Here is a 12,356-nt window from a genome sequence, read left to right as displayed (position 1 = left end):
TTGCGCTTAATGTTAAGTTAAATGGTATGCTTTAAACAACAGAAAATTCAGTCTTTATAAGATTTCAGTATGATAATGGGGAGTGTTGAACTATTTGATGCGATCAAATAGGAATACTTTGAGCTAGAAAATTAAAAATCACTGCTTAAAACGATTCATTCGAAAGGAGTAAAACGATGAGAAACTTTTATCATGAGGATCCAAATTTAGCCTTTCTTTTAAAAGAGTACTTAGATCTCGATTTCTTTCAGTGGGCGGAAGAAGAACTGATGGAATACGGTGAGCTTTGTGCAAATGAGATTGATGAACGCGCGCGTCATACCGATCAAGAGGGGCAGCCAAGATTAGTAAAGTATGACAAGATGGGCAATGACATTTCTTTTGTTTGGCGAAATGAAGGCTATCTCAAGACCGTTAAGCAGACATACGACCGTGGGATTGTCGGCTATATTCATAAAGAAATTCCTGGGTTAGGTAAGAAAGGTAATTACATTTATTCCTTTGCCCAGGGGTATCTTCTATCGCAAACTGAACCGGGCTTCTATTGTCCGGTAACATTAACGATGGCAACGGCTTATTTACTTGATCATTATGCGAATGAGAAGTTGAAGAACAAATTTTTGCCACATGTCCTTGCGACAGGTGATATCGAGCTATTCGAAGGAGCCACTTTTCTAACGGAACGTCAGGGTGGATCGGACGTGGGTGCGAATGAAACACGTGCTGTAAAAGAAGGAGATCATTACCGATTAACAGGAGAGAAATATTTTGCGAGTAATGCAGGCGCATGCGGTGTTGCGATGGTATTAGCCCGCATCGATGACCAAATACCAGGGACAAAGGGGCTAAGCTTGTTTTTAGTTCCGTGGAAAAAAGAAGATGGATCGAACAACAACCTTACCATTAGAAGATTAAAAGATAAGTTAGGAGTTAAAGCAGTTCCATCTGCGGAAGTCCTTCTTGAAGGATCAAAAGCATTCCTTGTGGGAGAGGCAACAAAAGGGTTTTCCTACATGGCAGAAGCGTTAAACTTATCTCGCCTTTGCAATGCGATTGCGTCAGTAGGGATTATGCAGCGAGCTTATCTTGAAGCGAAAAGCTATGCGTATGAGAGAAGTGCTTTTAAACAAAAATTAAAGGACTTTCCGATGATACGAGAATCACTTGTGAATATGAAAGTGAAGCAGGAAGTAGAGATGAGTGCGATCTTCTCGAGTATTGCGCTTTTTGATAGAGTCGCAAGCGGTCAAAGTGTGAGCAAAGAGGATCAGGCGTTAAATCGCTTACTGATTGCACTGGTAAAAAAAGAGTCGGCAGAGCAGGCGGTTCACTTTTCCCATGAAGCGATTGAAATGCACGGAGGAAATGGCTACATTGAAGATTTTGTTACACCACGGTTGCTTCGGGATGCACAGGTATTAACTGTATGGGAAGGAACAGGAAATATCCTTGGCCTTGAAGTGCTGCGTTTAATTCAGAAGTATGAGATTCATCATTTATTTTTCGCTAAAATGAAGAAAGAGCTCGATGATCTCCCTGAAGCCTTATCGGAGGAAGCGAAAAAGGTGATTACAGCCATTCAATCAGCACACGTGCGCATTAATCAAATCTGTCAAATGGAGCACGCCATGCAGACGTATCACTGTAAACGAATCACGAAATGGTTAACGGATATTTTTGAGTGTACGATTGCGTTAAAGGATGCAGCTAGTGGGGAAAGGAAGCACGCAATTGCAGAAATTTTTATCGAGCAAGCCCTGCGGAAGGATCCCTATTCAATTAGTGAGCTTACGTTAAATCATTATGAGCTTATCATCGAAAGTACACCAGTCTATACTCAATTACAAAGGAACTGACAAAAAAAGAATACCTCACCTTCTCATTCCTGAAGGTGAGGTGTTTTTGAGGATCTATCGAAACCTTATCCAGGCTGCCTCTGACCTAGTTCTTGATCGATCAGGAGGAGAGCGGACGTATTGTCTCCAGCCAATTTCAGCCTTTCAACAATCGTGAGTGCCTGTGCTTCTTCATCAATCTGTTCGCGAAGGAAATCCTGTACGATGACGGCCGTTTGCGGATCGATTTTTTTAATGTAGTTATAAGCCTGTCGGTAAGAATTCGTCACATATTGCTCGTGTTCTAAGACTTGCTCGAACGTTTCAAGGGGCGTTCCAAAGTCTGTCGATTGTTCCGGGAGAGCACTTAATTCCACCACGCCATCTTTTCCAGCTAAATAATTAATAAGCGTAAGAAGATGCGTACGTTCTTCATCAGATTGAATTCGTAACCAACTAGCCATTCCTGTATAATTTTTGCGATCCAAGTAAGCAGACATTGCTAAGTATAACGTAGTTGAAACGTGTTCAATTTGAATGAGTGTGTTCAAAAGATCTTGAACTTCTTTTTGTACCACATTAATCACCTCATAAATTTTGCTTCATCACACACTATGAAGGAAGTGGATGTCTCGTTACGACTAATTGAATAACGATGAATTTTTACACAAAAAAAAAGAAGCGCAAATGGCGCTTCTAGTGGATCGAGCGAAATACACCAACCACTTTACCAAGGATCGAAACAGAATCAAGAATAATCGGCTCCATCGATGAGTTTTCCGGTTGAAGTCGGAAGTAGTTGCTTTCTTTAAAGAATCGTTTAACGGTTGCTTCACCATCGTCTGTCATTGCGACAACAATATCTCCGTTGTTTGCAGTAGGCTGCTGTTTCACGATTACCATATCACCATTATAGATACCAGCTTCAATCATACTATCCCCTTCAATGACAAGGATGAAGGTGTGCTCTTCATCTTGAGCAAACTGCTCAGGAAGTGGAAAATACTCTTCTACATTTTCAATCGCTGTAATCGGTTGACCAGCTGTTACCTTACCAATGACAGGAACATTCACTGTATGTTGACGTGGAATGTCGATTGCTTCATCAAGACCAAGCACTTCGATGGCTCTTGGTTTCGTTGGGTCTCTTCTGATATACCCTTTTTTCTCGAGTCTTGCCAGGTGACCATGAACAGTGGAGCTTGAAGCAAGTCCAACGGCTTCGCCAATTTCTCTTACAGATGGTGGATATCCTTTTTGTTTTACTTCGACTTTAATAAAGTCCAGAATGTCCTGCTGACGCTTTGATAGTTTCATATTTCTGGCACCTCGTTCCAATCTATCTATTTGTTACTAGTATACCAGAATTTTTGTTCGCATACAAACATAAGTTCGAAGAAATTAGTTGACACGAACAGAGGTTCTGATTATACTAAAAACAGAACAAATATTCGTATACGGGGTGATTGGGATGAGAAAGCAAGCTGGGGGCTTGTCTGGAATTGATTTTCTTGTCATTATATCTTTTGTAGCTGTGTTAATTATCGTGTTCGTATCTTTGCGAACAGCTGCAGCTGAGGAGTATGATCGTTACACAACGATTCAATTGGAGCAGGGAGATACGGTTTTAGAAATTGCTGATGAATATCGTTCCTCGCATGAGTTGTCTGATCAAAAATTTGTAAGCTGGGTTGAAGACGTCAATCGCATCGATGCCAATCGAATTACAGCAGGAGATACTCTCATCATCCCTGTTGAAGCGAACGCTACCGCACTTGGGGGTACAGAATAAAGAATGAACGCCGTTATTTATTGTCGGGTAAGCACAAAAAAAGAAGCGCAGGAGTCGTCTCTTGCAAGGCAAAAAGAAGAGTTGCAACGTTTTGCATCACAGTCAGGTTTTACCATTCATCAATTGATTGAAGAGAAGCACAGCGGTTATGACATTGATCGAGATGGCATTCTCGAGGTGCTTGATTTGTTGAAAGGAGGGCAAGTAGAGGCACTGCTCATTCAAGATGAAACAAGGCTTGGAAGAGGGAACGCCAAAATTGCCCTTCTTCACGCCGTACATAAGTATGGCGGGACCATTTATACGGTAAATCAAAACGGGGAGCTTCAATTGTCAGAAGCAGATTCGATGGTTCTTGAAATTGTGAGTATAGTTGAAGAGTTTCAGCGAAAGCTTCATAATTTAAAAATTAAACGCGGGATGGATAAAGCTGTGAAAGAAGGCTATCGACCACAGCAAAACTTAAGTCATCAACATCACGGTGGACGAGATCGTGTTGATGTGCCAATTGAAGAAATTGTTAACCTTCGTAATCGAGGTCTTACTTTTCATGAGATTGCAGCAACACTTAAAGGCTTTGGTCACCATGCATCAAAGGCTACTGTACATAGACGTTACAAGGAATATGTTGACGAACAGAGTGAGAAGCACTAAACTTGTCTATGGTCAAAATATGCGTTAGCATAAGACGTACAAGATGCAGTAAAGGAGCTTTTTATATGCTTTCTCAAGATAAAATTCAACGAATTAACGAGCTATCTCGTAAATCAAAAGAGTCTTCATTAACAGAAGCTGAAAAAAAAGAACAAAAGAATCTTCGCCAAGAATATCTAGCAAGCCTTCGTTCTTCTTTCAAAAATCAGCTTCACTCTATAAAAGTAGTGGATGAAGAAGGCACAGATGTAACGCCAGAAAAATTGAAAGAAAGTAAGAAAAATCGAAGCTTTCTTCAGTAAAAAATAGCCTAATTTTGCTAAAAGCAAAATTAGGCTATTTTTATGGTTGCAATTTTTTAAATATTCGTTATACTGTACTATAACAAGATGTACTAATACAAAAACGGAGAGGGCGGATAGGATGTTTGTTGTAACTGATTCTGCAGCTGAGTTTTACAAAAACGAGATGGAACTTGGTCACGGTGATTGTCTAAGATTGTTTGTGCGTTATGCAGGAAGTGGAGACAGCGGTGGTTTTTCCCTTGGAGTCATGTCTGATCGGCCTTCATATGAAGATTATAAGCAAGAAGTCGGAGGCATTACTTACTTCGTTCGACCGGATGATCAATGGTTTGTTAATCAAATGAAACTTGATTATGATGAAAGCTGCGGCGGCGTTCTTTGTGACCTGCCGAGTATGGCATAGCAGTTAAAGGACCTGTACTATAACATATATGTTATAGTACAGGTCCTTTTTGTTTCGACAAAACTAGTGATGTCCCGCTCCAGGTTCAGACAATCCTTTTAGAGAGTGTGGTGTAAACTATTTTTTATATGACTTGATTCTGATTCTCTGATAAGGGGGAAGTAGTATGAGGCATTATGAAATGTATTTTGTTAAACAACAAATCGCCGCTCACTATGCTGGTAAGGAACATCTTTTGTATCAACTTTTCCTCGAAAGAAAGCAGGCGATCCAAACAGATAAAAAAGACCTTCTTGATAAACAGGTTGCCTTTATTACTGACCCTGTAGCAGAAGAAGAGTTAAACACCTATCTTGTCAATGAACTCGGCGGTTTCCGTACGTATGAATACAAAAACGCAGGACATCGGTTAAGTATTAAGCAGTCGAAAAGCGATGCTTCCTTGTTTGTTAGAAGTGAGAAAATGAATGTCTATGCGAGCGGTGGGACGGAAGCTGAAACGGTCTTTTTTGAAGTAATTCGAAAATTAACTCCTTCATTTTTTGCGATCGACTTCCAATCAGGACGATATGGATGGCTGAACCCAATCAAACAGCAGAAACTAGTTTGAACAAACTCCTACTATTTTAGTAGACGTTATTGTATAATCATTACGGGTTGTAGTACACTATTGGAAGAGAAAGAATAAGGAGGAAATCTAGAATGTGGTGGATGTACACGCTTGTGGGCGTGCTAGCGTTGATTGCTGGAGTAGCACTTGGCTTTTTTATTGCCCGCAAATATATGATGGACTATTTAAAGAAGAATCCCCCTATTAATGAAAACATGCTTCGTGTAATGATGATGCAGATGGGGCAGAAACCTTCTCAGAAGAAGATTAATCAGATGATGAAGGCTATGAATAGTCAAATGACAAACAACGATAAATAGCGTAACGGCACTCTGGTAACAGAGTGCTTTTTGTATGGAGTAATTTTGGTTGACGGGTCTAATTGGTGTGATGGTATGATAGATTAGACTATAAAAAATCAGGAAGTGTTTACATGACAATGAAGAATTTAGTAGTAGCTACAGGACTTTCATTTGCGCTTTTAGCCGGATGTCAGGCTGGAGATGATGCGCAAACGTCGAACCAGCAGGAGAATCAAACGGAGAATGAAGGGCAAACGAATCATTCAGCAAATACCGATGAAACTCAAAACAAAGACAATCAAAATAATGATAACCAAGAAGGGAATCAAGATCGTGAGGATCAAAAAGATGATGAAAAACAGGATGATTCAGTAGCCTATCCTACCATGGCTGAAACCGTTGAAAAGAAGAGTGGAAATCTGACTGTAACAAATCCAGATAGTATTTACGTTGTCGCTAATAAGGAGCGTAATCTTCCTTCTGACTTTGTTCCAAAAAACCTTGTTGAACCAGATGTCTCTTCCTATGCGCCGAAAGACGATCCGAAAAGGTTAATGGTTCAGGAAGCGGCTACCGCTCTTGAAGACATGTTTGCTGGTGCGAAGGACGATGGATTTGAGTTAAAAGCTGTTTCTGGTTACCGCTCCTATGAGCGTCAGGAAGCTATTTTTGCCTATAATGCTGAACAGCGTGGAGAAGAAGTGGCGAACCAGGTAAGTGCTCAGGCTGGCCAGAGTGAACATCAGACCGGGTTAACGATGGATATTAGCACGCCTTCCCTCGGAAGTTCTCTTACCGAAGAGTTTGGGAATACACCAGAAGGACAGTGGGTAGCAGAGCATGCGCATGAATATGGCTTCGTTGTTCGTTACTTAAAAGGCAAAGAAGATATTACTGGCTATCAGTATGAACCGTGGCACGTTCGCTATGTAGGGAAAGAAGCCGCTACTGAAGTTCATAAAGCTGGTGTTACGCTTGAAGAATTTTTCTCTGAAGAAAAATAGTTATCGAATGTTCATAGTTTGAATAAGATAAATCGTTTACAATAAAGGTTGAAATGGTAATGACATGCACATGATAAGATCATGCATTAGACAGGGAGTAATTCAATGGCAGATTTGAACTTGTTTTTAGCGTTCGGTGCCGGCTTTTTATCATTTATCTCACCGTGTGTACTACCGCTTTATCCGGCGTTTATTTCCTATATCACAGGGGTATCTGTTGATGATTTGAAAGAAGAACGTGGTATGATGCAAAGGCGAGCTATTTTTCATACGATTTTCTTCCTCATCGGATTTTCGATTATTTTCCTTGTATTAGGAATGTCTACTTCCCTAGTTGGGAATTTGTTTATTCAGTACAAAGAACTTCTGCGACAAGTTGGTGCTATTTTGATTGTGGTCTTTGGACTTGTTGTCGTTGGTTTTTGGACACCGAATTTTTTGATGAAAGATCGCCGCTTGAAAATCCGGAATCGTCCATCTGGTTTTATTGGCTCCGTTTTAATTGGAATGGGATTTGCGGCAGGTTGGACGCCCTGTACAGGACCGATTTTAGCTGCGGTTATTGCGCTCGGTGTTTCTAATCCTGGGGCTGGCTTCATGTACATGGTCGCATATACCCTTGGTTTTTCAGTACCCTTTTTCATTCTGTCCTTTTTTATCGGCCGAATGCAGTGGATTAAGAAAAATAGTCGGTTCATTATGAAGGCTGGCGGGTACTTAATGATTGTAATGGGCGTTTTGCTATACTTTAATTTTATGACAATGTTTACGTCATTCCTTGTCAATAACCTGTTTGGTGGCTTTCAAGGATTTTAACTAGGAAAGGGTGCAATGGTTTGAAAGGAACAAATGACCTTATACTTAAAACGACGACGACGATTATCGTCTTTATCATTCTAGGATTTTCAATATACTTATTTTTCGCGGGTCATAATGCGCCTGGTGGGGGCTTTATTGGTGGACTAATGACGGCTGGTGCCCTGGTTCTTCTTTATATCTCATACGGTTTCAAAACGATGAAGAGAGTCATACGAATTGACTTTAAGAATTTTATTCCAATTGGCCTTTTGATTGCAGTGTTAACTGGAATTGGCTCATTCGTATTCGGGCAGCCTTTTTTGAGTCATACGGACGCTTATTTTGAACTGCCGATTCTTGGTCATTCCCATTTAGCGACAGCTATGCTATTTGACCTTGGCGTTTATTTTACAGTAGTGGGTGTGACGATGACGATTATTTTAAGTATCGCAGCCGATGAAGGGGAAGAAGAGCTTTCCAAAGTAAGTGAATCATAAAGAAAGAACGGCTAAGGGCCGTTCTTTTTTTCATGCGCTTGTATTTTTTGTCTCTTCCACATACAATGGGAATGATGGGTAGTACGGTATAGGTGAGGGATGAGAATATGCTGATTTTAAGTACAATTGTCGGAGCAATAATGGCTCTTGCAATGGTCGTAATCAGGTTGAAAGCTTCAAAAAAACCTGCAACAATAAGAAAAATTATACTTCCGCCGTTTTTTATGGCAACCGGTTTTTTAATGTTTGTCGTTCCGGATGCAAGAGTTCCGTGGTACGAAGCAATTGAAGCGCTATCAGTAGGTGCGGCTTTTTCTTTGTTACTTATTCGAACGTCGAAGTTTGAAATTAAAGATAATCAGATCTATTTAACCCGTTCAAAGGCTTTTGCGTTTATTTTAATTGGGTTGCTTTTAGTGCGGATTATTTTTAAATTAATTATTGGCGAATCAATACCTGTTCTTCAGACAAGCTCGCTTTTCTTTGTTCTGGCTTTCGGGATGATTGTCCCTTGGAGAATTTCGATGTATTATCAGTTTAAGAAAACAGAGCGAAGTCGAACACATGGAACAAGGCTCCATCAAACATTGTTATAAAAAAACTCGTTTAGCTTATGCTAAACGAGTTTTTTATTGGAGCAAATGATGATAAGGACTCATGTCGATTCGCTTTTCATTCAATTTTTTAATGAGCCATTTGTGGTCGCGCTTAGGAGTTGCAATAATATAGCCTCGTATTATTAAATCCTGAGACATGTTATTCGCTTTTTCTCTTAGCGCGAGCTCGCCTATCGTTCCTGCGATCTTATATTTCGCAATATCGCGAAACAATTCAGGGACAGGGGCAACTAATTCGTCTAAGAGTTTCTTCTGATCATTGCTCCACATATGCTTCGTTTGTTCAATATAGTGCTCTTGCCAGTCGAGAATAGACTTGCCATCTTCTTTCGGAAGGCGTTTTAAAAACTTGCGGAACATAAAAAATCCACCGATTGCAATCAATGATATTAAGATCACAGTCCATCCGACGATAAACCACTGGAACCATCCTGCCAACGCACTCACCTCATGGCATACTATTGTAATTGGTTGAATACGGTCACATTATACGCCGAAAGCGCTTTTTAATCAAGAGGGTGAGGTTTACGTTTCATCTGTTGAATCTGATGACTTCTGAAACGAAGTGACCACAAGTCAACGAGATACGGCTAGTTAATTTAAAGTTAACGAACTTTTGAAGAGCCTCTTGTGTAAACAAAAGATCAAATAGATGAAGTTCGCGATTCGTGTCATCATTGAAATAGCTGCTGTTTGGTTGAGAAGAGGGGAGGGGAGTGGGACTGACAGCCTTATGGTGTTATACAAAAATGTAGCATGTTCATATAGGATTAAAGAAAAAATGCTTCATCATATTTCTTCATCTGTTAGACAATTCAATTCGCTATACAAGTTTCCTCATTACATAATATGTAAACTAAAAGATATCGAACAAGAAAGAGAATCGTAAGAAAAAGGCGGCAGTTCTATATGGTTTCAATTAATCTCAACTTGATAGTTTTGTTTGAAGGATGAATAACGTGTGAGGAGTTGATCGTTCTTCTTACAAAGGATGCCCCGATCAGAGGGACGAAGATAAGATGACAATTTCAAATGATTGCAGTGTAATTGGCGGGACTGTGTGGGAATCGAACCCACCGAAGACGGCACGCGCCTCCCAAGCGGTTTTGAAGACCGTGGCACTCACCAGACGTACAACCAGCCCCATAATGAAGTGTACTTTTAATATAGTAACGGAAGAAATTCAGATGTGCAATGCATGTGCTCATAAAAGATTATTTTAATAAAATGATTAGTAAATTTATAAGTAAAGTTTTACCTAATGCGGTTTTAAGTTAGCGCAATAATGAAAATCTGTCGAATAAAGTCAAATTTAGATTCAAATTAGGCTGAGAACTTTCCTTCTGTGTAGGAATCGACAAAAATCGTTTTGTATTTCACTTTTCGTGATTTCGACAAATTGCTCATTGTAACAGTTTTTTATAACGAATTAATACAGTTTCGCGAATGATACAGGTCGCTGATAATGGTATAACAGTTTGTGCTGTGGATAGCTGTGAATAACTTTTAGATCATACAGCGGTGTATAAAAATACATCGATGCATAAAGTAGAGGAGTGGCCTTTTTTAGGTGTACAAAGGTTTAAAGTTGCATCCTGAACTTACATTTATTAATGTTAATAAAGGATGGCAGGTGAGAAAATGAACTATTATACTATTGGATTAGCCGGGCACATTGATCATGGGAAAACGACATTGACACGCGCATTAACAGGCGTTGATACAGATCGGCTAAAAGAAGAGAAAGAACGAAACATTTCAATCGAACCAGGTTTCGCTCCGTTTCATTTATCGGATAACATGAAGATCTCTATTATCGATGTTCCGGGTCATGAGCGGTTTATCAGACAAATGATTGCAGGTGTTGCTGGTATTGATCTCGTTATCCCAGTTGTGGCAGCTGATGAGGGAGTCATGCCACAAACGAGAGAACATTTAGAGATCCTTTCGCTTCTCGGTATTCAACGATCCATTATTGCGATTACGAAAGCAGATATGGTAGAGGAAGAGATGCTTTCCCTCGTTCAGGAAGATATTCTTGAATACATAAAAGGAACTGGATTTGAAGGATCCGGCATTCATATCGTAGATGCTAAAAGTGGGAGAGGCGTTGAAGAGTTAAAAGAAAATATTCGCTCTTTTCTTGTCAATGTACCTTCTAGAAATAAAGCTGGTGCACTGAGGTTGCCGATTGATCAAGTGTTTACATTACAAGGTCATGGAACGATTGCAAGAGGGACGATTTTTGATGGAGAATTAAAAGAAGGAGAGCTTGTTACGTTACTTCCTAATCGTATTGAAGCGAGAGTAAGACAGGTGCAAAGTCATAGCGTAAAAGTGGAGAGAGCTTTTGCAGGACAACGCGTTGCGGTTAATTTGGCAGGGATGGATCGGCAACAGATGGTTCGGGGACAGGTCATTGTTAACTCCAATCACTATCCTGTTACATCGACCATTGATCTTTCATTCACGAAAGCTCTTACGATGTCTCATGATTTAAAACAGAGAGCAGAAGTAACGGTCCATATTGGAACCGCAGAAGTACGAGGCACGGTTGTATTTTTTGATCGCAACAATCTTGAGGCGGGGAATCGAGAATCGCTTTTTTGCCAGATTCGACTTCATGACCCTATTACGGCTAAAAAAGGGGATCGGGTTATCTTGAGGCGCCCATCTCCGGTGGAAACAATCGGTGGAGGAAGTATCCTCAATGTGGCAGGAGAGAAATATAAGTTTGGAGCGGAAACAATCGCCAAGTTTGAACAAATGATGAAAGGAACCCCGGCTGAACAGCTTGATCAGATGCTGGATCATGAGCACCTTTTATCAAAAGAACAGGTAATGCAACAAATCGGCTTAAACGAGGAATCGTTTCAACAACTTGAAAAGAACGATTACCTCGTTTTTATTGATGGAGGCGTGACCTCAAGAAACGTTCTTGCACGAGTCGTAGAAGCGATTCACACGTATTTAAAAGCGACTCATGAAGCGTATCCAATGCGAAAGGGTCCTCGAAAAGCAGAGGTCGTGCAGGAGTTGACGCAAAGGTATCCTATAAAAGTAATTAACGCCGTTCTACATTTTGAGCTTGAAGAAACGTTACAGCAATCTGGACCGTTTCTTGCCTTGAGCTCATTCGAGCCCAGTCTTCCAGACGCTTGGAAAACGCGCATGAGAAAGGTGTTGAACCATTTAGAAGAGCAAGGAATGAACGTTTCACCGATCGATCGGTTAATGAATGAGCAGCAAATTCCCGTGACCTATCAAGCAGAGTTTAAGAGCTATGTGATTGAGGAAGGCATAGCCGTTAAATTAACGGATGAGCTTTACGTTCACATTGAAAGTTGGAAGAAAGCCATTCAATCGTTGAAGGCAGAAACAGAGCAGGCCTTTACATTACAGCAAGCGAAAGACGTGCTTCATGTAAGTCGTAAGTATTTAGTGCCGATCCTTGAAAAACTTGATCATGAGGGCTACACCATAAGAAAAGATCAGGAGAGATTTTGGAGATTAGAAAGCTAGGAAGATATGAGGGAGTG

General features: G+C 40.4%; 15 protein-coding genes and 1 tRNA gene. 12 read left to right on the top strand and 4 right to left on the bottom strand.

Annotation, left to right across the window (positions count from 1 at the left end):
* Positions 1–176: 176 nt before the first annotated feature.
* Entirely contained in the window at positions 177–1,856 is a 1,680-nt protein-coding gene (locus tag LC090_RS11820; protein ID WP_226658236.1) for an acyl-CoA dehydrogenase family protein, read from the top strand.
* 65 nt (positions 1,857–1,921) lie between these two features.
* On the opposite strand, the gene LC090_RS11815 is transcribed toward LC090_RS11820, so the two are convergent.
* Both LC090_RS11815 and lexA read right to left on the bottom strand, forming a co-directional pair.
* Positions 1,922–2,413, bottom strand: coding sequence for a ferritin (locus LC090_RS11815; RefSeq protein WP_226658235.1), 492 nt, complete (start codon positions 2,411–2,413; stop codon positions 1,922–1,924).
* Positions 2,414–2,531: 118 nt separating this feature from the next.
* A complete protein-coding gene (lexA, locus tag LC090_RS11810) occupies positions 2,532–3,152 on the bottom strand; it encodes a transcriptional repressor LexA (protein ID WP_159782425.1) in 621 nt (206 codons plus the stop codon).
* Positions 3,153–3,306: 154 nt separating this feature from the next.
* Here lexA and yneA point away from each other — a divergent pair, with 154 nt between their 5' ends.
* The 10 genes from yneA (at position 3,307) to LC090_RS11760 (ending at position 8,796) form a co-directional block, all read left to right on the top strand.
* Positions 3,307–3,627: a cell division suppressor protein YneA gene (gene yneA / locus LC090_RS11805; protein WP_226658234.1), complete on the top strand. Its 321-nt coding sequence runs from the start codon at positions 3,307–3,309 to the stop codon at positions 3,625–3,627.
* A gap of 3 nt (positions 3,628–3,630) precedes the next feature.
* Positions 3,631–4,281 carry a YneB family resolvase-like protein gene (locus LC090_RS11800; protein WP_226658233.1) on the top strand — a complete coding sequence of 217 codons (651 nt, stop codon included), beginning with the start codon at positions 3,631–3,633 and terminating at the stop codon, positions 4,279–4,281.
* Positions 4,282–4,346: 65 nt separating this feature from the next.
* Positions 4,347–4,583, top strand: coding sequence for a DUF896 domain-containing protein (locus LC090_RS11795; protein WP_226658232.1), 237 nt, complete (start codon positions 4,347–4,349; stop codon positions 4,581–4,583).
* Positions 4,584–4,704: 121 nt separating this feature from the next.
* On the top strand, positions 4,705–4,989 hold the full coding sequence (locus LC090_RS11790; protein ID WP_226658231.1) for a HesB/YadR/YfhF family protein: 285 nt from the start codon (positions 4,705–4,707) through the stop codon (positions 4,987–4,989).
* Between the two features lie 166 nt (positions 4,990–5,155).
* The gene (sirA, locus tag LC090_RS11785; RefSeq protein ID WP_226658230.1) at positions 5,156–5,599 is read left to right on the top strand and encodes a sporulation inhibitor of replication protein SirA; all 444 of its coding nucleotides are present in this window, start codon (positions 5,156–5,158) and stop codon (positions 5,597–5,599) included.
* A 92-nt stretch (positions 5,600–5,691) separates the two neighbouring features.
* Complete coding sequence (locus LC090_RS11780; protein ID WP_098443499.1) at positions 5,692–5,919, top strand: YneF family protein; 228 nt, start codon at positions 5,692–5,694, stop codon at positions 5,917–5,919.
* Between the two features lie 113 nt (positions 5,920–6,032).
* Positions 6,033–6,905, top strand: a complete 873-nt coding sequence (locus LC090_RS11775; RefSeq protein ID WP_226658229.1) for a M15 family metallopeptidase — start codon at positions 6,033–6,035, stop codon at positions 6,903–6,905.
* A gap of 105 nt (positions 6,906–7,010) precedes the next feature.
* Positions 7,011–7,721: a cytochrome c biogenesis protein CcdA gene (locus LC090_RS11770; RefSeq protein ID WP_226658228.1), complete on the top strand. Its 711-nt coding sequence runs from the start codon at positions 7,011–7,013 to the stop codon at positions 7,719–7,721.
* A gap of 20 nt (positions 7,722–7,741) precedes the next feature.
* Positions 7,742–8,200, top strand: a complete 459-nt coding sequence (locus tag LC090_RS11765; RefSeq protein WP_226658227.1) for a Na(+)/H(+) antiporter subunit B — start codon at positions 7,742–7,744, stop codon at positions 8,198–8,200.
* A 107-nt stretch (positions 8,201–8,307) separates the two neighbouring features.
* Entirely contained in the window at positions 8,308–8,796 is a 489-nt protein-coding gene (locus tag LC090_RS11760) for a CcdC family protein (protein WP_226658226.1), read from the top strand.
* 33 nt (positions 8,797–8,829) lie between these two features.
* On the opposite strand, the gene LC090_RS11755 is transcribed toward LC090_RS11760, so the two are convergent.
* Both LC090_RS11755 and LC090_RS11750 read right to left on the bottom strand, forming a co-directional pair.
* Positions 8,830–9,255, bottom strand: coding sequence for a DUF2621 domain-containing protein (locus tag LC090_RS11755; protein WP_226658225.1), 426 nt, complete (start codon positions 9,253–9,255; stop codon positions 8,830–8,832).
* 610 nt (positions 9,256–9,865) lie between these two features.
* Positions 9,866–9,962, bottom strand: a tRNA-Sec gene (locus tag LC090_RS11750).
* Positions 9,963–10,458: 496 nt separating this feature from the next.
* On the opposite strand from LC090_RS11750, the gene selB reads away from it, so the two are divergent.
* Positions 10,459–12,339 (top strand): selenocysteine-specific translation elongation factor, encoded by a 1,881-nt coding sequence (gene selB / locus LC090_RS11745; RefSeq protein WP_226658224.1) that lies wholly within the window; start codon positions 10,459–10,461, stop codon positions 12,337–12,339.
* The last annotated feature ends 17 nt before the right edge of the window (positions 12,340–12,356 follow it).

The organism is Guptibacillus hwajinpoensis, assembly GCF_020524165.1.
Taxonomy (GTDB): Bacteria; Bacillota; Bacilli; order Bacillales; family Guptibacillaceae; genus Guptibacillus; species Guptibacillus hwajinpoensis_D.
The sequence above is the reverse complement of the archived record's forward strand: the minus strand, read 5'-3'. Positions and strand labels throughout refer to the sequence as shown.

Excerpts from the sequence above, each read along its gene's own strand:
- yneA (WP_226658234.1), top strand. The coding sequence starts at position 3,307 with ATGAGAAAGCAAGCTGGGGGCTTGTCTGGAATTGATTTTCTTGTCATT.
- selB (WP_226658224.1), top strand. The coding sequence starts at position 10,459 with ATGAACTATTATACTATTGGATTAGCCGGGCACATTGATCATGGGAAA.
- LC090_RS11790 (WP_226658231.1), top strand. The coding sequence starts at position 4,705 with ATGTTTGTTGTAACTGATTCTGCAGCTGAGTTTTACAAAAACGAGATG.
- LC090_RS11770 (WP_226658228.1), top strand. The coding sequence starts at position 7,011 with ATGGCAGATTTGAACTTGTTTTTAGCGTTCGGTGCCGGCTTTTTATCA.
- sirA (WP_226658230.1), top strand. The coding sequence starts at position 5,156 with ATGAGGCATTATGAAATGTATTTTGTTAAACAACAAATCGCCGCTCAC.
- LC090_RS11760 (WP_226658226.1), top strand. The coding sequence starts at position 8,308 with ATGCTGATTTTAAGTACAATTGTCGGAGCAATAATGGCTCTTGCAATG.
- lexA (WP_159782425.1), bottom strand. The coding sequence starts at position 3,152 with ATGAAACTATCAAAGCGTCAGCAGGACATTCTGGACTTTATTAAAGTC.
- LC090_RS11820 (WP_226658236.1), top strand. The coding sequence starts at position 177 with ATGAGAAACTTTTATCATGAGGATCCAAATTTAGCCTTTCTTTTAAAA.
- LC090_RS11800 (WP_226658233.1), top strand. The coding sequence starts at position 3,631 with ATGAACGCCGTTATTTATTGTCGGGTAAGCACAAAAAAAGAAGCGCAG.
- LC090_RS11775 (WP_226658229.1), top strand. The coding sequence starts at position 6,033 with ATGACAATGAAGAATTTAGTAGTAGCTACAGGACTTTCATTTGCGCTT.
- LC090_RS11795 (WP_226658232.1), top strand. The coding sequence starts at position 4,347 with ATGCTTTCTCAAGATAAAATTCAACGAATTAACGAGCTATCTCGTAAA.
- LC090_RS11780 (WP_098443499.1), top strand. The coding sequence starts at position 5,692 with ATGTGGTGGATGTACACGCTTGTGGGCGTGCTAGCGTTGATTGCTGGA.